The organism is Streptococcus sp. 45 (assembly GCF_900108865.1).
Taxonomy (GTDB): domain Bacteria; phylum Bacillota; class Bacilli; order Lactobacillales; family Streptococcaceae; genus Streptococcus; species Streptococcus ruminicola.
The window spans coordinates 64,827-88,331 of record NZ_FNXZ01000002.1 but is presented as its reverse complement, the minus strand read 5'-3'; the positions used below and the strand labels follow the sequence as shown (position 1 = coordinate 88,331).

The following is a 23,505-nucleotide window of genomic DNA, read 5'->3' as shown; positions in this document are numbered from 1 at the left end:
ATCCTCCAATTAATTTCTAAGCGTTAACACTTTAACAAAGTCTATGATACCCAAAAAAAGGCTTAAGGTCAAGTATTAAACGTTTAATTAGCTGTTTTTCTTGTAAATATCAAAGTTAAATTGATCGCCTACAAGATCGATTGTTGTCGCTTTCAAAAAGATACCTGCATCGTTTTTTATGCTCTGAATATTGATATTAATAACAGACTCTTTTGGCAAAACTTCCACAAAATTTGGAAGGTCTACACTTGATTTTAAGTATTTCAAAACTTCTGATTCAGGCAGTGTCAATGTCCCGACTGAAAATGAGGTGATTTTTAGCTGAATAGCTCCCGATTCTAGGCGACTTGGTTGGAAATAAATATAAAGTGGTACTTCATAACCTAAAAAAGTATAAGTTCCTTCAAACAAAATCGCTGATGAAGTTGCGTAAACATTATAAGACGAATTTTTTGTTTGATAATCTTTCAAATAAGCAGCAACCGTATCATTCAATTGCTCACGTGTCGTTGAGACCGTCCCAACTTTGACACTTTTAACCTTTTTTGAAGTAATCGTTTGTGCTGCTGGTTCTCTAACTTGAATTAAGCGGCTAGCAATCACTCCCACAAAAGCCACATTAATAGCTAAAATGAGGAGACACGCCCACTTCCACCAGTTAGTCTTTGTTCCATTCGTTTTTAGTTTCATTGATTTTCTCCATTGTTACGTCTGACATAATTTGATAGCCAATATTATTCGGGTGGAAATGGTCACCACTAAACAAAGCATCGTTGATAACCGTTGTTTGGTCACCAGATGTTGACACAATTCCTTCTTGACCATCAATTCCTTTATAAAGTTGATCATTGATTGGAACGAAGTAAACACGATGATACTCTTTTGTCACGCTCTCAGTAGCATCATTCCAATCATTGATAATTTCTTGCATCTCCGTCATTTCAGGGAAATTCAAGTAAAAAGGATTATAAATTCCCAAAATATAAATTGGCAAATCTTCATTTTCAGAACGAGCTAGCTCAATAATCTGACGTAAACGTTCTTGATATGATTTGGCAGGCTTTTTAAAGGTCGCCACAGATAATTTCGTCAAATGCTTGCGAATGACGGCCATAACATCATTTCCCCCAACGGTTAGGGTCATCATATCCGCTTTAGCTAAGGAATTTTGGATGTCTTGCTTATCTTTCATTCGTGTCAAAATCTGATTACTGGTGTTTCCTGAAACCCCGTAATTATCATGTGTGACTTGATAATGATAAGTATCTGTTAAACTTTGGGATAGAATTGGGACAAAACCACCTTGATTAGTTGTATCGCCAACCCCTTCGGTCAAGGAATCACCGATAGCCACATAACGAAATGACTTTGTTTTCTGAGCTAAGAAATCCTTTTTGGTTAATTCTTGATCTGATTTTGGAATCAAAATATTAAAAACGGCGATAAACAGAAGAAGGCTTGCTAAAAAGAAAGCAAACCCAGTTAAAATATTCTTTTTCTTATTCATAGCGTACCATAACCGCAAAAGCGTCTTCACCAGTGTGCGTTTGGATGATTGAACCAGTTTCTAAAACAGCAATTGGAGCACCCAAAACTTGCAGCTTTTCTTTAAAGCCATTTGCCATATCAGCCGTTCCACAGTATGAAATACCGATTTCAGCGACTTTCTTGCCAGATGTTTGTGCATGCTCAATAAAGCTATCAAGCCATTTGTTAAATGTTTTAACACCACGACCTTTGATAACTGTGTTCAATTCGCAATCAATCATTTCCATAACCACTCGAATGTTAAGTAGTGAGCTGAGAAGACCTGTAACACGTCCAATACGTCCACCCTTAACCAAATTTTCAAGGGTTGAAACACCAATGTAAAGTTCTGATTTTTGACGAACTTCTTCAACTTTTGCAAGAACTTCTTCTAAGCTTGCACCTTCTTGGGCTAATTTGGCAGCTTGCACCACTTGGAATTTTTGACATTGGTCTGTAAATGTTGAATCGATAACCGTTACGTCCGCTCCAGCAAGGTTAGCCCCTTGACGAGCTGCTTCAACAGTTCCTGAAAGTGTATGCGTGATGTGAATTGAAACAATGTGCTCAGCACCATTTTTCATCAAGTTTTCGTAAACTTCTGCAAACACACCAACAGGGGGTTGACTTGTCTTAGGTAATTCTTTGCTATTGCGCATCAAGTTGAGGAATTTTCCTTCCTCTTTCATGTCGTTATCAGAATAAACAACACCATCAATCATAACTGACAATGGCACAACTGTAATATCATATTTTTCTACTAATTCTGGTTCAATCGTTAAAGATGAATCTGTAACAATTTTAATTTTACTCATTTTTTATCCTATCATACTTTCAAAACTTTATATCAAAATTTATCCTAACAACCATTATACCAAATTTTTAGCAGTTGGGGGACATTTTATCAACCAGGTTTTAGAAGACAAAAAAAAAGAAGCCCTGGGGCTCCTATTTTATTTCTTTAGCAATTCACGCGCTTGTTCACGCGCCATTTCCGTAATATCACTACCAGCAAGCATTTTTGCAATTTCTTCCACACGCTCTTCTTCACTTAACAAACGCACTGTTGAAACAGTTGTATTTTCATCACTACGTTTTTCAATAAAGAATTGATAATCCGCAATCGCAATCACTTGTGGCAAGTGTGAAATCGCCAAAACTTGCCCGTGACTACCGATTTTATAGATTTTTTGGGCAATAGCTTGCGCTACACGTCCAGAAACTCCTGTATCAACCTCATCAAAGACAATACTTGTCTTGTCTTCTTTACGTGAAAAAGCAGATTTTATAGCCAACATTAAACGTGAAATTTCACCACCAGAGGCTACCTTAACCAAAGGCTTGAAACCTTCTCCAGGATTGGTTGAAATGTAAAATTCAATAGCTTCATTCCCATCACGATTGAATTTTCCCTTGCTAAATTGCACTTGAAAATCAGCCTTTTCCATGTACAAATCAGCCAGTTCTTGCTTGATTTCAGCTTCCAAATTTTTAGCTAATCGATGACGTTCTTGGCTGAGATTTTCAGCAGCAACAATCAATTCTTTTTCCAGGCGTTTGAGCTCTTTTTCCATATCATCAGACGACTCATCATTTCCAGTTAAAAGATTGTACTCTTTAGTGATATTCTCGTAATAATCCAAAACATCATCAACACTGCCACCGTATTTTCGAGTAATGCTGTAAATCACTTCTAAACGAGCTTCAATTTGTTGAAGACTACCAGCATCAAAATCTAGCTCATCAATAACATCACCTAAGTGCTTAGTCACTTCTTCTAAAATATAATAAGCTTCAGAAACATTTGATGACATATCTTTGTAATCCGCATCGAATTCTTCCAAGGTCATCAAGTCGTTCATCGCTGAACGAATGTTTGACAAACTTGAAAACTCTTCATCATCAAGCATGACATAAGCATTGGTTAATGTGTCTGCGATATGTTTGTGATTTAACAACTTATCACGTTTTTGGTTTAGAACTTGGTCTTCACCTGATTTTAGGGCAGCTGCTTCAATCTCTGCAATTTGAAATTCCAGCATTTCGATACGAGCCTTATGTTCTTGCTCATTTTTTTGCTTGGTTAAAACACGTTTACGCAAGCGGCGATAACGTTCAAAAAGGTCTTGGTAGTGTTTCTTGACCGAAGCAAAATGACCGTCTCCAAACTCATCAAGCATGCGAATATGCATGTTTGGTTTCATCAATTCTTCTTGGTCATGTTGTCCATGAATATCAACCAAATATTGACCAACAGCACGAAGCGTTGTCAGGTTAACCATTTGTCCATTAATCCTACCAATCGATCGACCATTTTGCAAAATTTCACGACGGATAATTAATTCTTCCGTAACTTCAATGCCGTTTTCTTCCAGAATTTGCGTGAGCGCAGCATTTTCACCAACTGAAAACAGACCTTCAATTTCAGCTTTATTTGCCCCGTGACGGATGACATCAAGACTTGCACGCGCACCAAGCATGAGATTCATGGCGTCAATAATAATAGACTTCCCTGCACCAGTTTCACCCGTCAAAACGGTCATGCCATTTTCAAAAGTCAATGAGATTTCTTCAATGATGGCAAAATTTTTAATGGAAATTTCTAAAAGCATAGAACGACCTTTCTTATTTGTGGTCTGTCATCCATTTACGAACTTCTTGGCGAATGGCTGCAGCATCTTCTGCTGTTTTTGCGACCACTAACAAACTATCATCATCAGCAATAACGCTAAAAAGACTATCTTTGAAATCTTCCAACAAGAAACGTTTGATTAAGCGGCTGTTTCCTGGAATGACATCAAGATTAATCATGTTTTCAAGACCTGCAGTTTCCTCTGAAACTGCAAGGACAGTGCTTTTAATTGGAACAGACACTTGTCCAACTTTTTTAGTTTTATCTTTTGAAAGGCCATAAATGTATGGTCCATCAACTGACGGCACTTTGATGATACCAATCTCATTCATATCACGAGAAATGGTAGCCTGTGTCAAAGTGAGTCCTTCAGCCTCAAGCAACTTTAGCAAATCATGCTGTGTTTCGACAGCATTTTCAGCAACAATCTTTTTAATTAATTCTAAACGTTCACTCTTTTTCATCTTTAAATTCCTTATGCGCTTTTTCAACAATTTCTGGAATCATAGCAGCAACTAAATTTTTCGCATCAGCTGATTTTTGCAAATGCGCCAAAAATTCAATATTACCATGTCCACCTTGGATAGGCGAGAAATCAAGCCCTTTAACTGTAAATCCGAAATCGACAGCAAAACTTGTCACAGTTTCCAAAACTTTTTGGTGCACAGCTTTGTCACGAATGATTCCATTTTTTCCAATTTGGTCACGTCCAGCTTCAAATTGCGGTTTAATAAGAGCTACCACTTGACCATCATCAGCCAAAATATTATGAAGTGCTGGCAAAATCAAATTCAGCGAAATAAAGCTGACATCGATACTAGCAAAAGTTGGTTGCCCTTCGGTAAAATCAGCTAATTCAGCATAGCGGAAATTATACTGTTCCATGCTACGCACACGTTCGTCTTGACGCAATTTCCAAACCAATTGGTTAGTTCCCACATCAACAGCATAAACCAATTTTGCACCATTTTGTAGCATCACGTCTGTGAAACCACCTGTTGAAGCCCCAATATCAATCGTTGTTTGACCATCAACAGAAATCCCAAAAACTTGCAAAGCTTTTTCGAGTTTTAGTCCACCTCGACTGACGTATTTTAGTTTTTCACCTTTTAGTTTTAATTCTGTTGCATCATCAATTTTTTCCCCTGGTTTGTCGTAGCGCTCGCCGTTAATAACATTAACTACTAAACCAGCCATTACTCCACGTTTTGCCTGCTCACGTGTCTCAAAAAGCCCTTGTTTATAGGCTAGTACATCAACTCTTTCCTTAGGCATTTAGTCGTAACCTTTCTATCATTTCTGTGATTTTTTCTGCATGTAAGCCATGAGTGGCTGAGAGATTTTTGAAAATCGCTAGCGCTTGATCAAGCGATTGATTCAAAATTTCATAAGACTTATCTAAACCAAGTAAGCTTGGGTAAGTCGCTTTATCAGCTAGCAAATCTTTTTTCGGTGTTTTTCCAATTTCTTCAAAACTTGCTGTTACATCTAAAATATCATCGCGAACTTGGAAAGCAAGCCCAATCAAGCTTCCTGCTTTGCGCAGCTCCTCAAGTTCTTCAGCAGCTACACCCGCTACAATACCAGCCGCCACAACAGGGAAGGTTAATAATTTTCCTGTCTTGTTGGCATGGATCAACTGCAATTCTGAAAGGCTGAGTTTGCATTCTTCCCCTTTCATATCAAGCATTTGACCACCGACCATACCATAAGTTCCTGAAGCATGCGATAATTCTGCAATCAAACGAATCTTGATGTCAGCTGCTAGCGCAGCATTTGCCACCAAATCAAATGGGTCTAAAAAGAGACTATCTCCAGCCAGAATCGCTGTTGCTTCATCAAATTTTTTGTGGTTTGTTAAGCGTCCGCGACGATAATCATCATCATCCATGGCAGGTAAATCATCGTGAATCAAACTACCTGTGTGAATCATTTCAAGAGCGGCAGCCACATCATAATGAGCATCTGTCAAAGAAATTCCAAAACCTTCTAGCAATTCTAGAAAAATCAATGGACGGATACGCTTGCCCCCAGCATCAACAGAATACAAGATTGACTCAATCAAATCTGGTGATACTAAATCTTTTTGTTCGTAATATCGATGAATGGCTTGACCAATTTTACTTACTTTATCCATTAGGCATCCATTTCTGTTTCAGTTCCGTCAGCTTGCATCACTTTGACAAGTGTTTTTTCAGCTGAATCTAGTGTTTTTTGCAATTCTTTCGAAAGAAGCATTCCTTTTTGAAATTCAGCAATAGCGTCTTCAAGAGCCACATCGCCGTTTTCAAGTTTTGTTACAATCGCTTCTAAATCTTGTAAATTTTCTTCAAATGTTTTTTTACTTGGCATCTTTTACCTCCACTTCGAGTTGACCGTCTTTTAATTGAACCGTCAATTTGTCTCCTAGATTGACATCGGTCACACTTGAGATGACTTTATCATCTTTTTGCACCATCGCATAGCCCCTAGCAATAATACGGCTAGTATCAAGGGACAATAAGGCATCTTGTGCCTTTTCAAATCGAGCTAACTTACTATCGTATTGACTAGTCATATTTGATAACAATAAACGTCTTAAACTTTGCAAATTGTCTTTGTAATGCTTAATCTGACTATCAAAATCCAAAGCAAGTAAACGCTGGTGTAATAACTCTTGACGTTGTTTAGCTTGGCTAAATTGATTTTGCATGGTATTTGTCAAGGACATGATCAAGCGATCCAGTTTTTGAACATAACCATCATACAAACGCTCTGGCTGTCTAAAAATCACTGAATTAGCTAATTTATCAAGACGTTCTTGACTTTGCTTAATGCGACGTAGAGCAGCTTGATAGATACGATTATCACGTTCAGCAATCCAAGAAATAATATCAGCCTTAGTCACAGGTGTCGCAAGCTCAGCAGCCGCTGTCGGAGTCGCTGCACGACGGTCGGCAACATAATCTGCCAATGTCGTATCCGTCTCGTGTCCCACACTCGAAATGACTGGCAAACGAGATTCAAAAATCGCTTGAACAACAATTTCTTCGTTAAAAGCCCACAAGTCCTCGATAGAACCTCCACCACGACCAATAATCAAAAGATCTAAGTCATCACGTTCGTTTGCTTTGGCGATATTAGCAGCCACTTCCTGACTAGCACCTTCTCCTTGAACCTTTGTCGGGAAAAGTAAAATCTCAACCCCAGGAAAACGACGCGACACTGTCGTGATAATATCTCGAATAACCGCACCACTTGGACTGGTTACCACACCGATTTTCTTCACAAATTGAGGCAGTTGACGCTTATGACGCTCATCAAAGTAGCCAGCTTCTGCTAATTTCTTCTTCAACTGTTCAAATTGCAGTGCTAAAGCACCAATACCGTCTGGTTCTGCCTTTTCAATAATAATAGAATATGACCCACTCGGTTCATAAAGTTGGACACGTCCCACAACATTGATTTTCATACCTTCTTCAAGCTCAAAACCAAGTTTTTTAAAAGTCCCTGCCCACATCGTCGCTTGAATCACTGCATTTTCATCTTTCAAAGAAAAATATTGATGCGTTGGACGACGTCGGAAATTGGAAACCTGACCTGTCAAATAAACGCGTTCCAAATAAGGATCACGATCAAACTTCAATTTAAGGTATTTTGTCAAAGTCGAAACACTTAAATAATCTGACATAACAGGCTCCTTTCCATAGTATTTTTGACTTCATACAAATTTTGCATATCATTTACTATTATAGCAGAAAAAAACTGTCCAGTGGACAGTTTTTTCTCGAGCCTAGAAATTCAAAAGCGAGTTATGTCCAGTGGACAGTTTTTTCTCGAGCCTAGAAATTCAAAAGCGAGTTATGTCCAGTGGACAGTTTTTTCTCGAGCCTAGAAATTCAAAAGCGGCTCTATTGAAAATCGAAAATTTTTTCTAATTCTAGGACCTCTAACTAATGCACACTAACGATAACTCCTTCTGGTATGTTCTCAAAAAGCCACTTGGCATCTTCTTTTGATAACCTTACATTCCCATCAGTACATGCCTTTCCGAGTTTTTTCGCCTCTCCTTTCAAGACCTTTCCTTTCCAATCCGTCGGAAGACTTTGAAACTGACATGCTCCATGGTCTTTAAAGGATACCCAGTAACAAACACCTCGGTTCAAACTATCATCATAAGAAAAGTCACCACGTTCTGCCTCGATAGAAAATTTCCCCGTTGGTGTTGGCGTATCTTTAGCGCCAGTCGATACTTTGGTTTTAAAAATGACATCATTTTTAGAATAAACAATCATTTTCTGCTGTGAAATTGACACTAAAATACTTAAATGATCATACTTTGACAAGTCAGGATAAATTTTCTTCTGAGTTTTCTTCATGCTTTTTTCAAAAGCATACTCATCAAGTTTAACCTCAGATTCTTGATGAGTAACCATCAGTTGTCGACACAGACCATAACCAACCACTAGGTTAGTAAAAGTCAAAAGTAAGATAAGAACCTTTTTTGAAAACTTCTTTCGCATTTTCCCTTTTCCTAAACTCTACCTCTACCAGTTTAAGCACTGGTAGAAGCCCCTTCTCCTTTTAATCTATTAAAACGTAACGTCTTAAACCACCATAGCTAAGATAAGAAATCCATTGATGACCATCCGCATACAAAGCCTTGTCATAGCGGACTTGGTAACCTGCATCAAGCGTGAATTCTGTTGGTGCTGATAAACGCGGTTGACCCTTGACCTCTTTTAAACTTGTAAAAGTATAAGTCCCACTTTGTGGCATTGCTGGTGTCTTAGGTGCTTCAAGGGTTGTTTTAACACCACCGACACCCTTCAGAGAACCATCTGCTTGCTCATAATAAAGGTGGATATTGTACTCACCATAATTATTTTTATGGTCACTAACATTAACCCTTGTCTTATAACTACCATCAGCTTGTTTAGTTGCAGTGTACCAAATAATGTCATCTTGTCCTCCTTGCGTTGACCAGACAGGTACCTTAACTGCTTTCAGTGAACCAGGATTAGACACATTAGTTACCAAAATATCAAAACCTGCTGCAGACTGATTGCTAATGTGTAAATCGCCCGACAATCTTGCTTCAGGAATCGTCACTTGAGTTCCCGCAACACCTTGCAGCTGACCATTTGATTCTACATAATAAAGGTGAATATTATAGGCTCCTCGTTCATTACGATGGTCTGAAAGCTTGACAGTTACCTTATAGGTCCCATCGTTTTGTTTGGCACCATCGTACCAAATGATATCGTCTTGGTCATTCTTAACGGTCCAGATAGGAACCTTGACGGCTGATACACCGTTGGCATCTGAAATATTCGAAATAACCACATCAAAATCACCGTTAGCATGATTATTAACCGAAATATCTCCTGTTGATTTTTGATTTGTCAAAATTGCAATTGGAATATAGCGACGAACGCCACCATAGCTGACGTAAGAAATCCATTGATGATTATCAGCCTCTAAAACTTGGTCGTAATAATCTAATTTATAACCCTTTTCAAAGGTAAATTCTGTCGGTGCTGACATACGAGCTTCATTTTTTACTTCTACTGTATTTTGAAATACATAAGAACCTTGAGCTGGAATCGTTTTGGCACCAGCTGTTTTTTCTGGTAAAGTTACTTGCTTAGCCGCTACCCCTTGAAGATGTCCATCGCTTTCTTGATAATACAAGTGAACATTGTAGGTTCCTGTTTCACCTTTATGATCCACTATATTCACACGGACTTTGTAATCACCATTACCTTGTCTAGTGGCGTCGTACCAAATAATATCATCTTGATCGTCCTTAACAGTCCAAACAGGAACTTTAACACTTGTAATCTCCTTAGGATCTGAGATATTTGTTACTAGGACATCAAAGCCTTGGCTTGTCACATTTTGAAAATTAAGTGAGCCAGATAATTTTTGAACAACTTCAGCTGTTAATTTAAAAATAGCAGCATAACGGCGTTGACCTGAATAAGAATTATAAGAAATCCATTGATAACCGTCTCGTGTTAAGACTTGGTCATAAAAGACACGGTCACCAGCGTTAGCATAAAAAGCAACTGGAGCTGAGGCACTCGGTTCATTTTTTACTTCTGTCTTTTGAGAATAAGTGTAATAACCTTGGCTTGGCAAATTACTTTGAGCAGTAACAGACACTTTTGATTCTCTAACAAATGACTCTTGATTGGCTTTTGCTTCACCTACTAAATCAGCCGCATCAACAGTGACAGTTTTAGGAAAATCCGCTGACTGATTAATTTCTTCGCTAACAACTGTCTCTTGTTCTGGCTGATTTTCTTTTGTAGATACTTGATCATCCTTTAAAGCTAGGTCTTGTTCAGCATTCACAGTTTCTTCTTTGTCACCGATATCAGGCACTTCACTAGGCTGATTGATTTTAGAAACAAGTTCTCCCTCACTTGTTTCCTGCTTAGTGTTTTCGTTAGTTACTACCTGATTATTACCTGATTGAGTGACTTGTTCTTGTAACATGGTATCCGCTGACAACATATCCTCAGCTGCTACAACATGTCCTCCCATAAATAGCACACTTGCTACCAAAACAGATGCAACTCCAATGCTATATTTACGAATTGAAAAGCGTTGTGCTCTTTGATTAAAGTTACCTTTTTTCATAATATCTTTCCCCTTTGATAAAATAAACATTTCCCAAAAACTTGCTTATAACCAGTTTTTTGTTACAAAAAGATTACACTGTTTTTTCTAAAAAAATCTTTTGGATAATTTTAGAAAAAAGCTAATACAGCGTGATAAATAACCTTTTCAACAACTATTGTCATCTTAGAATCGGCCAATTCTGCCAATATTATAGAGTAGTTTTTTACAGAAGTCAATACAAAATTGTAATATTTGTAACATTTTTGAAATATTTTGTTTTGTAAGTATTTTCGAGAGCAAAAAAGTACACTTTTTATTATAAAAAGTGTACTTTGCTATTTTATTCTGATAATTTTTTCATTGCTTTTGGAAGAGCGGCGCTGATTGTTGTCGGTAAAACGACATACGCTTCTTGACTGAGTTGCTCAGCGATTGCTGAGTGCAAATAAGTTGCCACTGCTACACTCTCAAAGAGATTTCCCTTAAACTGTGCTACAAAGCCTGCAATCATCCCACAAAGGGTATCGCCCATGCCACCAGTTGCCTGATAAGGACCACCAACGGTTAATTCTCCAACTTGGCTACCTTGCAAGATTTTGGTGTGATGACTTTTAGCTACTAAAATCGTCTCTTTTGGAAAATTAGCTAGAGCTGCTTGGGTCTTTTCAAGACTTTGGTCAGCAATTGCCAAACCAGACAGACGCTCCCACTCCTTTTGGTGCGGCGTTAAAATGATGTGTCCTGCCTGACAAAAAACTGGCATAGCTTTGGCAAGAAGATTTAAAGCAGAGCCATCGACAAGCAAAATCTGATTTTCAGAAACTTTAGAAAGCACTTCTTCAAACACACGTTTAGCTTTGCTATTTTCTCCTAAACCAGGACCAATCAATACCACATCTGCCTTAGTAAGATTTTCTGCTAAAAATTCTTCGTCCTCACAATCAAAAGCCATAGCTTCTGGTAACTGAGTGTGAAGTGCTACAATGTTCTCACGTTCAGTTGCTACTGTCACTAGCCCAGCACCGCTTTTAACAGCAGCTAAAGCACTCATGATAATAGCCCCGCCATAAGGATAAAAGCCACCAATCAAGAGCACGCGCCCATAAGTCCCTTTATGGGAATCCGCTTGACGTTTGACAACAACCTTGCGTGCTAAGCGTTCGTCAATAATCATGCTTTCACACTTCTAAGAGCTGATTGATAAGTTTGCTCCATCAGCATGGTAATTGTCATTGGACCAACGCCTCCAGGAACTGGTGTGATGAGACTAGCTACTGGTTCAACTTCATCAAACTTAACATCCCCGATTAATTTGCCATTTTCATCACGGTTCATACCAACATCAATGACTACAGCACCTTCTTTGACGAATTCCTTAGTCACAAAATGTCCTTGACCGATTGCCACAATCAAGACATCAGCTTGTTTTGTTACACGCGCCAAGTCACGAGTACGTGAGTGCGCTAGTGTCACTGTTGCATTTTTATCAAGCAAGAGCTGCGCCATTGGTTTTCCGACAATATTTGAACGACCAATAATAACTGCCGTTTTTCCTTCTAAATCAACTTCGTAAGCACGCAATAATTCCATGATTCCAGCTGGCGTACATGGCACCATGACAGGACGTCCATTCCAAAGGTGTCCTGTATTGATAGGGTGAAAACCATCCACATCTTTTTTAGGATCAATTGCCAAAATCACACGTTTGTCGTTAATGTGGGCAGGAAGTGGTAACTGTACCAAAATCCCGTGGAAGCGATCATCATTGTTGTATTGCTCAATGACTTGAATCAATTCTTCCTCACTAGTTGATTCTGATAAACGAACCGTTTCACTCAAGAATCCAGCTTTCTTAGCAGAGCGTTCTTTATTACGCACATAAACCTGACTAGCGGGATCATCACCAACCAAAATCACCACTAGACCAGGTACAATACCAGCTTCAGCTTTTAATTTTTCAACCTTCTCAACTAATTCATTTTGCATTTTAGCAGCTAAAGCTTTACCATCTATAAGTTTTGCCATGAAATTCTCCTGAAAATATATTTCTTTTATTATACCAGAAAGCGACTTCATAATAAAATATTTTTTGATAAATTATCAGAATATTCTATAAAAATACAACAAAAGAAATACTTGCTCAGCTGAGCAAGCATTCCTCTGTTATTTCATTTTCACACTTTTATGTTGGCTATCTTTTACGGGACACGAACAATTGCAATCACCACAAGAACCTTTACCCTTGATGAAACTTCGTAAGCCCATAAAGACAGCAAATGCAATTAGCAATGCAATAATAATAGTCGCCATAAACACTATTCTCCAACTTTTTCTAGATTATCTAATGTAATCACTTCTTCTTTTTCTTGAGCTGGTTTTCTCACGATAAAGTAGATAATCGCAATTAATAGAACAACAGCTACGATTGTCCAGAAGTTAATACCTTTACCGTAGAAAGCAACAAGCCCAAGTTGATAAATAATCAGACTAACAACGTAAGCGAGACCTGTTTGGAAACCAATAGCTCCAAGTGTCCACTTAGCATCACCCATTTCACGTTTGATAGCTCCCATTGCGGCAAAACATGGTGCACAAAGAAGGTTGAAAATCAAGAATGAGTAACCTGCAAGAGCTGAGTAATCCAATTGCAATGCGTGGTACAAACCATGAGTTGTGCTGTCATTGTACAAGATACCAAATGTTCCGACAACGGCTTCTTTGGCAGCAAGACCAGTTGCAGCAGCCACTGTTGCTTTCCAGTTACCAAAACCAAGTGGGGCAAAGAGCCATGAAATCAATTTACCAAGTGAAGCCAAGATAGAGTGGTCAGTATCAACAGCTTGGAAAGTAAAGTTATAAGTTGACATGAACCAAATAATAACTGTCAAGCTAAAGATAACTGTACCAGCACGTTTCACAAAGCTAAGAGCTTTACCAAAAGCGTAACGTAGCACACTCATGATTTTTGGCATGTGATAAGCTGGTAATTCCATGATAAATGGACTGACATAGCTGCCGAGTAATTTCGTTTTCTTAAGCGCAATCCCTGAAAGGATAATTGTAATCACACCAATAAAGTAAGTAGATGGTGCAACGATTGGATTATCAGGGAAGAAAGCACCTGCAATCAAAGCGATAATCGCTAATTTAGCAGAACATGGCATGAATGTTGCTGTCATAATAGTGATGCGGCGGTCACGTTCATTTTCAATGGTACGACTTGCCATAACAGCTGGTACACCACAACCTGTTGCAATCAACATTGGAATAAATGATTTACCTGACAAACCAAAACGTCTGAAGACACGGTCCATAACGAAAGCGATACGGCTCATGTAACCAATATCTTCCAAAATACCCAAACAGATAAAAAGGACAAAGATTTGTGGCAAGAAACCAAGGACAGTTCCGACACCAGCTACAATACCATCAATGATAAGTGATTCTAGCCATCCTGAAACATGAAGAGCATCAAGACCAGATTGAACCCAACCAGGAACCAATTCACCAAAGAGAACATCATTAACCCAGTCAGTTCCCATTGTACCAACAGTTTGAATTGAAAGATAGTAAACCAAGAACATCACGACAGCAAAAATTGGTAGGGCCAAGATACGATTGGTAACAATTCGGTCAATTTTATCAGAAACTGTCATTTTGAAATTGCTATCTTGGTTTTGAGCCATTTTAGCAACTCGTTCAATAAATGCGTAACGTTCATTAATGACGATTGATTCAGAATCCTCAGTAAAGAGTTCTTCTGTAATCTTAATGACTTGGTTGATTTCACCTTTTTGGAAATCTGACAAGTTAATTTCGTCTTGAACCAAGCTATCACGTTCAAACAATTTGATAGCGTAGAAACGCGCTGAACGTTCTGGAACAACATCTCCTAAAATATCGATAATTTGCTTAACAGCTGCTTCGAATTGGTCACTGTAAGTTGGGTATTGAATAAAATCAACACTTTCTTTTGTCGTATTAGCTGCTTTTTTAACAGCTTTATCGACACCTGTATTTTTAACCGCACTAGTTGAAACAACTGGAACACCTAATTGATAAGAAAGTTTATCAACATTAATTGTTTTACCTTGAGCTTTTAGGGCATCACTCATATTAAGAGCAACAGTCACTGGAATACCTGTTTCAATTAATTGAGTTGTCAAGTAAAGGTTACGTTCCAAGTTTGTTGCGTCAACAACATTAAGAATGCTGTCAGCATCATTACTCAATAAATAATCACGCGCAACTTTTTCTTCAGGCGTGTAAGGTGACATTGAATAAATCCCTGGTAAATCTTGAACTTTCCAGTCTGCGTGTTTCTTAACTGTTCCACTTTTACGCTCAACAGTAACACCAGGCCAGTTACCAACGCGTTGACTTGTTCCTGTCAATAAGTTAAAAAGACTTGTTTTACCACTATTCGGATTACCGATTAAGGCTATCTCTGTCATTTTTCCCCCTCGCTATCTACTTTTACGACACTAATCATTTGCGCTTCAGACTTACGAAGTGTCAATTCGTAACCGCGTAAGCTAATTTCAATTGGGTCTCCTAAAGGAGCAACTTTACGTAAATAAACTTTTGTATGGCGAGTCAAGCCCATATCCATAAGACGACGTTTTGCTTCATTCATTGCATAAATACCGTCAACGTAAGCATACTCACCTACTTTTAACTCTGAAAGAGGAAGGGATAATAGAGCACCTTCTTCTTCTGTGACATCAATTTGACTTAAAATCGATTGATCAAAAGCCAAACGACTTGATTTAAGCATAACAATCGCACTAGTTGGCGTTTTAGAAACCACTTTAAGTGAGGCTCCTACTTTTAGCCCCAAGTCTGACAAGTGTCTAACACTCTCATCAGGTAAATCAATACTGACAATAGTGTAAGGAATACCAACTTTAGCATTCTGCAAAATCAAAATTCTTGACCTCCCCAAATTTTTTTGATAAAATAATTGACCTTCCGTCCGAATCATTATATCATAAACATAGACGAAAAAAACCATAAAAATTAATTTTTTTCTTTATTTATACATTGATTAGAATCATTCTAAATAAAATCAGCTTTTATTTAGAATCGTTATAATATAGCTGTTTTCACGGCCCTTTCATAGACTAAAGCACTCTTAAAAATAACTAAAACATAAAAATTAAGTGTGCTTAATGTATAAAACCTACTAATTTATAGTTAATATTTCACTCATTTTTAAGTGCCTTTAACTTTCTTTTTTTATAACAAAAAAACCTCAGTCGAGTTTGTAACTCAACTGGGGTTATTTTTTTCTTACAAAACTTTACTCAAGAAATCTTTTGTACGTGCTTCTTTAGTGTTTTCGAAAACATCTTCTGGTGAACCTTGTTCAACAATCACGCCACCATCCATGAAGATAACACGATCAGCAACTTCACGCGCAAATCCCATTTCATGCGTTACAATTGCCATTGTCATACCAGATTTCGCCAAATCTTGCATAACACCAAGAACTTCACCAACCATTTCTGGGTCAAGAGCCGATGTAGGCTCATCGAAAAGCAAAACGTCTGGGTCCATGGCAAGACCACGTGCAATGGCAATACGTTGTTGTTGACCACCTGATAGACTTGTTGGATAGGCATCAGCTTTATCACGAAGCCCAACTTTATCTAGCAAATCATAAGCTTTAGCTTGCGCTTCTTCTTTAGAAACACCTTTTGTCTTAATTGGTGACAAAGTGATATTATCAAGCACTGTCATATTTGGGAAGAGATTAAATTGTTGGAAAACCATTCCCATTTTTTCACGCATTTTGAAAATGTCATTTTTCTTATCAGTAATATCGACACCTTCAAAGGTAATCACACCCTTAGTAGGTGTTTCAAGCAAGTTCATTGTACGAAGGAATGTTGATTTCCCAGATCCTGAAGGGCCGATGATAACAACAACTTCACCTGCTTTAATATCAAGATCAATGCCTTTAAGCACTTCATTTTTTCCGAAGTATTTGTGAAGGCCTTTAATTGAAATAAGAGTCTCTGACATTAGTTGCTACCTCCATTTCCCATACGATTTTCAAGTTTTTTAAGTAAGAATGACAAGACTGTAGTCACCATGAGGTAATAGAATGCAGCAAACAACAATGGCGTAATTGGTAGATATGTAGCTGTTACGACTGATTGTGCACCGTTCCACAATTCCATAACACCGATTGTTTGAAGAAGTGAACTATCTTTGATAATCGTAATAAATTCATTACCAAGAGCTGGTAAAATATTTTTAAGGGCTTGTGGCAAAATAACATAACGCATTGCATTCACAGGGCGAATTCCTAATGAATAAGCCGCTTCAAGTTGCCCTTTTGGCACTGCTTCGATACCAGCACGAACAATTTCAGAAATATAAGCTCCACTATTTAGCGAAATAATAATAATACCTGGAAGCAAACGTGAAAAGTCAAGGTCCAAAACGCCAAAACCTACGATAGGTGCATTACTAAAATGCATCCAAGCAAAGGCAATCATGATTTGCACGACCATCGGAGTTCCACGAAAGACCCAAACATAAAAACTAGCAATCCAATTTAAAATTTTAATATTTGTACGTTTAACTAAAGCAACCAAGATACCAATGATTGTCCCAAAAAAGACAACACAAGCTGAAATCATGATGGTTACAAGGACACCGTAGTTAAAATAAGCCCAATACTTTGGTAAAAATGAAAAATCCATTTGTGTCTCCTATAAGCAATAATCAATTAATTATAACATATATTGAATAAAAATACCAATCAACACTAAAGGATAGTTTGGCTTAAAAAGCTTGATATATAGGGATTTTAGACACTTCTAGTCAAAACGATTAAAAAGAATTTTTGCCTAACTATCAAGCATTTATAAAAAACAAAAAAGCCTAGAAAATCCTAGGCTTTTATCAATTCAAAATAGCAATATAAGAAAGCACAGAAACCACACTTAAAATAGGATGGAAAGGACTTAAAATCCTTTGCCCTTATACTGTGTCTGAATTTTTCTTTATCTTAGTAAAGAAGATCGTAAATTTCCATTGCGATCAAATCAATGCTGTCAAATGAGTAAGACTCACGTGCTTCAACATCACGCAAAGTGAAAACTGGACCATTTTCAGGGTCATTGCTGAAAGACACTTCTGCCACAACGACACCATCACGTTCAAAATTACGTTTAAGATTGCTACCATCAGTCGTCATTAATTCAAGACGATTGATAATTCTCACCAAATGTGATTCCATGACTATTCTCCTCTTCGTTTATTGTCCATACTATTTTAACATAATTTCTCCTAAACAAACAACAAGAGAGTGCATTTTCTCACATTTATCACAATTTCTCGTCAAAAAAGAACGTTTTAAATCTCTTTTAGGGAATTATACATAATCGCTTTGATGGAATGCATGCGGTTCTCAGCTTCTTGGAAAATGACTGAACTGTATTTTTGGAAGACTTCATCTGTAATTTCAAGTTCTGCTAAACCATATTTATCATAGATATCTTGACCGATTTCTGTGTTTAAATCATGGAAAGCAGGCAAGCAATGCATGACAATCACATCTGGATTTCCTGTCTTTTCAACCAAATCAGCATTAATTTGATAAGGCAACAAAAGGTCGATACGTTCTTTAAAATCAACTTTTTCGCCCATTGACACCCAAACGTCTGTGTAAAGCATATCAACGCCACAAACGGCATCAAGCTCATCAGTAATAGTCAACTCAGCTCCGTTATTGTGTGCTTGTGCAATCTCGATGATTTCTTTTTCTGGCTGTAAGCTAGCTGGTGCAATGATTTTTACATTCACGCCAAGAATAGCTGAAGTAACTAGCAAAGAATTTGCCATATTGTTGCGTCCATCGCCAACATAAGCGATTGTCAAACCTTCTAGTTTTCCAAAAACTTCTTTTAACGTCATAAAATCAGCAATCATTTGCGTTGGATGCCAAGTATCTGTCAAACCATTCCAGACAGGCACACCAGAGAATTCCGCTAAAGCTTCAACATCAGATTGCTTGAAGCCACGATATTCAATCCCGTCAAACATTGAACCTAGAACTTTTGCCGTATCAATTACGGATTCTTTTTTGCCAAGTTGAATTTCACTGCTTCCAAGATAAGTCACATTCATCCCTAAATCTTGTCCAGCTACTGTAAAAGCAGAACGTGTTCTGGTACTTGTCTTCTCGAAAATAAGAGCAATATTTAAGCCTTCTAAATATTTATGAGCAATTTTCTTCTTTTTCAACTCTTTAAATTTCAATCCCAAATCAATGAGATTAGTTAGCTCTTCCTTAGTAAAATCAATCTCTTTCAAAAACGAATTATTAAAAACCATAGGCCAATCCATCCTTTTCTTCTTGAATAATATACCTAATTTTAGCATAATTATACATCTTGTCAAGTCTATTTTGAATAAAAATAAATTTTAATTCAGAAAAACATGTCATTTATAATTGACATGTCACATATATTGTACTATACTTGGTACAAGAAAGATTAGGATGGAATAATGAACCGAGTTAAAGAATTTCGAACTAATTTAGGTATTTCTCAGCTAGCCCTTGCTAAGCAAATAGGAATCGCAAGGCAAACCGTTAATTTAATTGAAAATAACAAGTACAATCCTTCACTTGACCTTTGCATCAAGTTAGCCGAGGCATTAGGAACTGATCTAAATACACTATTTTGGGAGACTCGCCATCTTTAAAAAGGAATTGGGAATTAGGAGATTTAGTCATGAAAAAAAGTAAAGGGCCGCTATGGCCACGATTCATCAAACGATTTTATGGTATTAATGGAGCATTGGACGAATACCGTGAACAAGAAGTTAACCGTATTGGAAATAAATTATTTATCTTGCTCTTCCTTTTTGAATTTATTTCAACAGCTCTTACCTTTCTCTTGAGCACTGTCTGGAAAGTATCTGCTGAAATTTTTCTCTACTGCAACGCTTTTGTCATTATTTTTGTCATGCCAATGGTTATGATGACAATGCTGACCAATAGAGACTTACAGGGACCTCTTGAAGTCCCTAGAGATAAGCTTGAGAAAGAGCGTCAAAAAGCTAAGAAAAAAGGCTGGCTTAATGGAGTTGTTTTTGCCATTTTTATGCTTGTTTTTAACATGTTTAGCAAATGGCAAGAAGGTGAAAATCCTCTTGAAATCTTGTTCAATCCTCTCTTCTTAAGCATCCTCATTTTTTCTGGTTTTATTTTTGGAGCTGTTATGGGGTCTATGGCTGCTAGCCAAATTGACCCTGAAAAGGATTAGCACTCTTTTTATAAGAGTGCTAATTTTTAATGCTTTTTACTTGATTTCCTAGTGGCTAGTGCTATAATGTAAGTATGAAATCTGACTATATTTGACCTTTATTGTTTTAGTCAGACATTACGAAAGGAGGGTATTTTATATGCTCTGTCAAAATTGTCATTTAAATGAATCTACTATTCACCTGTATACAAATGTCAATGGTCAGCAAAAGCAAATTGATTTGTGTCAAAATTGCTATCAAATTATGAAAACTGACCCAAATAACGCTATTTTAGGAGGATTAGGGGGTAATCCTCAATCATCTTCTAACCAAACAAACCAATCATCGAATCCTTTCGACGATTTCTTTAGTAATCTCAGCGGCTTCCCAGCATTTGGAAGCCAAGGATTCCAAAATACTCCTCCAACTCAATCTGGTGGAGGCAATAATAACGGACGCGGTGGCAATGGCAACAACAATTTCCGCCCAAACGGACCAGCACAGCAAGAACCTAAGGGCTTGCTAGAAGAATTTGGTATCAATGTTACTGATATCGCACGTCGTGGTGATATCGACCCTGTCATCGGACGTGATGCTGAAATTGTTCGTGTTATCGAAATTCTTAACCGCCGTACAAAAAACAATCCTGTTCTTATCGGAGAACCTGGTGTTGGTAAAACTGCCGTTGTTGAAGGATTAGCCCAAAAAATTGTAGACGGTAACGTTCCACAAAAACTCCAAAATAAACAAGTTATCCGCCTAGACGTGGTAAGCCTTGTTCAAGGAACTGGTATTCGTGGTCAATTTGAAGAACGTATGCAAAAACTCATGGAAGAAATCCGTGAACGTAAAGATGTTATCCTCTTCATCGATGAAATCCACGAAATTGTCGGCGCTGGTAATGCTGGTGACGGTAACATGGATGCTGGTAACATCTTGAAACCCGCTCTAGCTCGTGGCGAACTACAATTAGTTGGTGCAACTACTTTGAACGAATACCGTATCATCGAAAAAGATGCTGCGCTTGAACGTCGTATGCAACCTGTAAAAGTTGACGAACCAAGTGTCGAAGAAACTATTACTATTCTTCGTGGTATTCAAAAGAAATACGAAGATTATCACCATGTCAAATACAGTGATGATGCTATCGAAGCTGCTGCTACCCTCTCAAATCGCTACATTCAAGACCGTTTCCTTCCAGATAAAGCTATCGACCTTCTCGACGAAGCTGGTTCTAAGATGAACTTGACACTCAACTTTGTTGATCCAAAAGAAATTGACAAACGTTTAGTTCAAGCCGAAAACCTAAAAACTCAAGCTACTCGTGAAGAAGATTATGAACGCGCAGCTTATTTCCGTGATCAAATCGCTAAATACAAGGAAATGCAAAAACAAACCATCAACGAAGATGATATTCCAGTGATTACTGAGAAAACTATCGAAGCAATCGTTGAAGAAAAAACAAACATCCCGGTTGGTGACTTAAAAGAAAAAGAACAATCACAATTAATTCACCTTGCTGATGACTTGAAAGAACACGTTATTGGTCAAGATGAAGCCGTTGATAAGATTGCCAAAGCTATCCGTCGTAACCGTGTTGGTCTTGGTACACCAAACCGTCCAATTGGTTCATTCCTCTTTGTCGGTCCTACTGGTGTCGGAAAAACAGAACTTTCAAAACAACTTGCTATCGAACTCTTTGGTTCAGCTGATAGCATGATTCGTTTTGACATGTCTGAATACATGGAAAAACATGCCGTCGCTAAACTCGTCGGAGCCCCTCCAGGATATGTTGGTTACGAAGAAGCTGGTCAATTGACTGAAAAAGTTCGTCGAAATCCATACTCACTCATCTTGCTCGATGAAGTTGAAAAAGCACACCCTGATGTCATGCACATGTTCTTGCAAGTTCTTGACGATGGTCGTTTAACTGACGGTCAAGGACGTACTGTAAGCTTTAAAGATACAATCATCATTATGACATCTAATGCTGGTACTGGCAAAGCTGAAGCTTCTGTTGGTTTCGGTGCTGCTCGTGAAGGACGTACAAATTCTGTTCTTGGACAACTTGGAGACTTCTTCAGCCCTGAATTCATGAACCGTTTTGATGGCATTATCGAATTCAAAGCCCTAAGCAAAGATAATCTCCTTCATATCGTTAACCTCATGCTTGACGATGTTAATAACCGTTTGGCAACCAACGATATTCACCTTGAAGTAACAGATAAAGTTAAAGAAAAACTAGTTGACCTTGGATATGATCCTAAGATGGGTGCTCGTCCACTTCGTCGAACTATCCAAGATCACATTGAAGATGCTATTACAGACTTCTACCTTGAACACCCAACTGAAAAAGATTTGAAAGCTGTGATGACAAGCAATGGTAAAATCATCATCAAATCAGCTAAAAAAGTTGAAAAAGAAGAAACTGTTTCAGCAGAATAATACCATCAAAGTCTAGGAAGTTTTAGCTTTCTAGGCTTTTTTAACATCTTCAAATTCAAAATCAAAATATTCCGACAATTTTCTAGCAAAAGGCAGATTTTTTTAGTATAATGAGACTAATAGCCACTCTTACAAATCCATTTTAGAGATTAAAAATATTATCTCCACTCTTTCTGGCACATGTTTATAGGAGAAGTTTATGTCAAATCCAACCTTTGGTGAAAAAATTGATAATGTTGATTACAAAGCTCGCTACGGAGTGTATGCCATCATTCCAAATGCAACTAAAGACCAAATCATTTTAGTTCAAGCCCCTAACGGCTCTTGGTTCCTTCCAGGCGGAGAAATCGAAGCGGGCGAAGATCATTTTTCAGCCTTAAAACGCGAACTTATTGAAGAACTCGGCTTCTCAGCTGAACTTGGTTATTATTACGGACAAGCTGACGAGTACTTCTACTCACGTCATCGTGATACTTATTTTTATAACCCAGCTTACCTCTATGAAGTCACACATTATGAAAAAATTGGGGCACCGCTTGAAGATTTCAATCACCTTGCTTGGTTCCCAGTCGATGAAGCTATTGTAAAATTAAAACGTGGCAGCCATAAATGGGGTGTTGATGCTTGGAAAAAAAATCATCATTAAAATCTCATAATCTAGGTTTTTCACCTAAAATAGTGTTATAATAATGGTAGAAAGTTCATAGGAGGAAATTTATGAGGTTAATCAACACAACAAGTAGTCATTCCGAGCTAGTTCGTAACCAGCTTCGAAACACGGACGCTAAACTCGTTGAGACTTACTCTGCAGGAAATACCGATGTTGTTTTCACTAAAGCACCAAGTCATTACGAACTGTTGATTTCAAACAAGTATCGTGCTATCAAAGAAAGTGAAATCGAAGCCATTCGGGAATTCTTCCTCAAACGCAAAATTGACAAATCTACCGTTCAATTAGATCAGTTGAAAACCTTGCATACAGCGAATCTAATTGAAATTTCCTTCCCAACAGTTCACTAATCAGGTTT

General features: G+C 37.8%; 25 protein-coding genes. 5 read left to right on the top strand and 20 right to left on the bottom strand.

Going from position 1 to position 23,505, the window contains the following annotated elements; translation table 11 throughout:
- Positions 1 to 87: 87 nt before the first annotated feature.
- The 20 genes from BMX18_RS04220 to argF form a co-directional block, all read right to left on the bottom strand.
- Positions 88 to 690: a YpmS family protein gene (locus tag BMX18_RS04220; RefSeq protein WP_039697264.1), complete on the bottom strand. Its 603-nt coding sequence runs from the start codon at positions 688 to 690 to the stop codon at positions 88 to 90.
- Positions 659 to 1,507, bottom strand: coding sequence for an SGNH/GDSL hydrolase family protein (locus tag BMX18_RS04215; protein WP_093815235.1), 849 nt, complete (start codon positions 1,505 to 1,507; stop codon positions 659 to 661). Before BMX18_RS04215 ends, BMX18_RS04220 begins: the two co-directional genes overlap by 32 nt.
- Complete coding sequence (locus BMX18_RS04210; protein WP_039697266.1) at positions 1,500 to 2,342, bottom strand: DegV family protein; 843 nt, start codon at positions 2,340 to 2,342, stop codon at positions 1,500 to 1,502. Before BMX18_RS04210 ends, BMX18_RS04215 begins: the two co-directional genes overlap by 8 nt.
- 138 nt (positions 2,343 to 2,480) lie before the next feature.
- Positions 2,481 to 4,139, bottom strand: a complete 1,659-nt coding sequence (gene recN, locus BMX18_RS04205) for a DNA repair protein RecN (protein ID WP_093815233.1) — start codon at positions 4,137 to 4,139, stop codon at positions 2,481 to 2,483.
- A 13-nt stretch (positions 4,140 to 4,152) separates the two neighbouring features.
- Entirely contained in the window at positions 4,153 to 4,623 is a 471-nt protein-coding gene (locus BMX18_RS04200) for an arginine repressor (protein WP_074563288.1), read from the bottom strand.
- A complete protein-coding gene (locus tag BMX18_RS04195; RefSeq protein WP_074563287.1) occupies positions 4,610 to 5,434 on the bottom strand; it encodes a TlyA family RNA methyltransferase in 825 nt (274 codons plus the stop codon). Before BMX18_RS04195 ends, BMX18_RS04200 begins: the two co-directional genes overlap by 14 nt.
- Positions 5,427 to 6,296 carry a polyprenyl synthetase family protein gene (locus BMX18_RS04190; protein ID WP_074563286.1) on the bottom strand — a complete coding sequence of 290 codons (870 nt, stop codon included), beginning with the start codon at positions 6,294 to 6,296 and terminating at the stop codon, positions 5,427 to 5,429. Before BMX18_RS04190 ends, BMX18_RS04195 begins: the two co-directional genes overlap by 8 nt.
- Positions 6,296 to 6,511 (bottom strand): exodeoxyribonuclease VII small subunit, encoded by a 216-nt coding sequence (locus BMX18_RS04185; RefSeq protein ID WP_006531527.1) that lies wholly within the window; start codon positions 6,509 to 6,511, stop codon positions 6,296 to 6,298. Before BMX18_RS04185 ends, BMX18_RS04190 begins: the two co-directional genes overlap by 1 nt.
- Complete coding sequence (gene xseA / locus BMX18_RS04180) at positions 6,501 to 7,829, bottom strand: exodeoxyribonuclease VII large subunit (protein ID WP_093815231.1); 1,329 nt, start codon at positions 7,827 to 7,829, stop codon at positions 6,501 to 6,503. Before xseA ends, BMX18_RS04185 begins: the two co-directional genes overlap by 11 nt.
- A 262-nt stretch (positions 7,830 to 8,091) precedes the next feature.
- The gene (locus tag BMX18_RS04175; RefSeq protein ID WP_093815229.1) at positions 8,092 to 8,661 is read right to left on the bottom strand and encodes a L,D-transpeptidase; all 570 of its coding nucleotides are present in this window, start codon (positions 8,659 to 8,661) and stop codon (positions 8,092 to 8,094) included.
- A gap of 61 nt (positions 8,662 to 8,722) precedes the next feature.
- The gene (locus BMX18_RS04170; protein ID WP_093815227.1) at positions 8,723 to 10,786 is read right to left on the bottom strand and encodes a GBS Bsp-like repeat-containing protein; all 2,064 of its coding nucleotides are present in this window, start codon (positions 10,784 to 10,786) and stop codon (positions 8,723 to 8,725) included.
- Positions 10,787 to 11,108: 322 nt separating this feature from the next.
- The gene (locus BMX18_RS04165; protein ID WP_093815225.1) at positions 11,109 to 11,942 is read right to left on the bottom strand and encodes an NAD(P)H-hydrate dehydratase; all 834 of its coding nucleotides are present in this window, start codon (positions 11,940 to 11,942) and stop codon (positions 11,109 to 11,111) included.
- Positions 11,939 to 12,793: a bifunctional methylenetetrahydrofolate dehydrogenase/methenyltetrahydrofolate cyclohydrolase gene (locus BMX18_RS04160; protein ID WP_039697272.1), complete on the bottom strand. Its 855-nt coding sequence runs from the start codon at positions 12,791 to 12,793 to the stop codon at positions 11,939 to 11,941. Before BMX18_RS04160 ends, BMX18_RS04165 begins: the two co-directional genes overlap by 4 nt.
- Before the next feature lie 138 nt (positions 12,794 to 12,931).
- The gene (locus tag BMX18_RS04155; RefSeq protein WP_074563280.1) at positions 12,932 to 13,078 is read right to left on the bottom strand and encodes a FeoB-associated Cys-rich membrane protein; all 147 of its coding nucleotides are present in this window, start codon (positions 13,076 to 13,078) and stop codon (positions 12,932 to 12,934) included.
- A gap of 5 nt (positions 13,079 to 13,083) precedes the next feature.
- On the bottom strand, positions 13,084 to 15,222 hold the full coding sequence (gene feoB / locus BMX18_RS04150) for a ferrous iron transport protein B (RefSeq protein ID WP_093815223.1): 2,139 nt from the start codon (positions 15,220 to 15,222) through the stop codon (positions 13,084 to 13,086).
- A complete protein-coding gene (locus BMX18_RS04145) occupies positions 15,219 to 15,695 on the bottom strand; it encodes a FeoA family protein (protein ID WP_074559490.1) in 477 nt (158 codons plus the stop codon). Before BMX18_RS04145 ends, feoB begins: the two co-directional genes overlap by 4 nt.
- A 365-nt stretch (positions 15,696 to 16,060) precedes the next feature.
- A complete protein-coding gene (locus tag BMX18_RS04140) occupies positions 16,061 to 16,795 on the bottom strand; it encodes an amino acid ABC transporter ATP-binding protein (RefSeq protein ID WP_006531536.1) in 735 nt (244 codons plus the stop codon).
- The gene (locus BMX18_RS04135; protein ID WP_020916387.1) at positions 16,795 to 17,481 is read right to left on the bottom strand and encodes an amino acid ABC transporter permease; all 687 of its coding nucleotides are present in this window, start codon (positions 17,479 to 17,481) and stop codon (positions 16,795 to 16,797) included. The genes BMX18_RS04140 and BMX18_RS04135 overlap by 1 nt, the downstream gene beginning before the upstream one ends.
- A 308-nt stretch (positions 17,482 to 17,789) precedes the next feature.
- Positions 17,790 to 18,020: a DUF1797 family protein gene (locus tag BMX18_RS04130; RefSeq protein ID WP_004230761.1), complete on the bottom strand. Its 231-nt coding sequence runs from the start codon at positions 18,018 to 18,020 to the stop codon at positions 17,790 to 17,792.
- 116 nt (positions 18,021 to 18,136) lie between these two features.
- Positions 18,137 to 19,117: an ornithine carbamoyltransferase gene (argF, locus tag BMX18_RS04125; protein ID WP_074564742.1), complete on the bottom strand. Its 981-nt coding sequence runs from the start codon at positions 19,115 to 19,117 to the stop codon at positions 18,137 to 18,139.
- Between the two features lie 174 nt (positions 19,118 to 19,291).
- Between argF and BMX18_RS04120 the strand changes: the two genes are divergently transcribed.
- From BMX18_RS04120 to BMX18_RS04100, 5 genes are all read left to right on the top strand, one after another.
- A complete protein-coding gene (locus BMX18_RS04120; RefSeq protein ID WP_039697275.1) occupies positions 19,292 to 19,489 on the top strand; it encodes a helix-turn-helix transcriptional regulator in 198 nt (65 codons plus the stop codon).
- A gap of 29 nt (positions 19,490 to 19,518) precedes the next feature.
- Entirely contained in the window at positions 19,519 to 20,052 is a 534-nt protein-coding gene (locus tag BMX18_RS04115) for a DUF3278 domain-containing protein (RefSeq protein ID WP_074964854.1), read from the top strand.
- A 139-nt stretch (positions 20,053 to 20,191) separates the two neighbouring features.
- Positions 20,192 to 22,477: an ATP-dependent Clp protease ATP-binding subunit gene (locus tag BMX18_RS04110; RefSeq protein WP_093815222.1), complete on the top strand. Its 2,286-nt coding sequence runs from the start codon at positions 20,192 to 20,194 to the stop codon at positions 22,475 to 22,477.
- A gap of 199 nt (positions 22,478 to 22,676) precedes the next feature.
- Positions 22,677 to 23,123 (top strand): NUDIX hydrolase, encoded by a 447-nt coding sequence (locus BMX18_RS04105; RefSeq protein WP_074563273.1) that lies wholly within the window; start codon positions 22,677 to 22,679, stop codon positions 23,121 to 23,123.
- Between the two features lie 71 nt (positions 23,124 to 23,194).
- Positions 23,195 to 23,497 carry a DUF1827 family protein gene (locus tag BMX18_RS04100; RefSeq protein WP_020916381.1) on the top strand — a complete coding sequence of 101 codons (303 nt, stop codon included), beginning with the start codon at positions 23,195 to 23,197 and terminating at the stop codon, positions 23,495 to 23,497.
- Positions 23,498 to 23,505 lie beyond the last annotated feature (8 nt).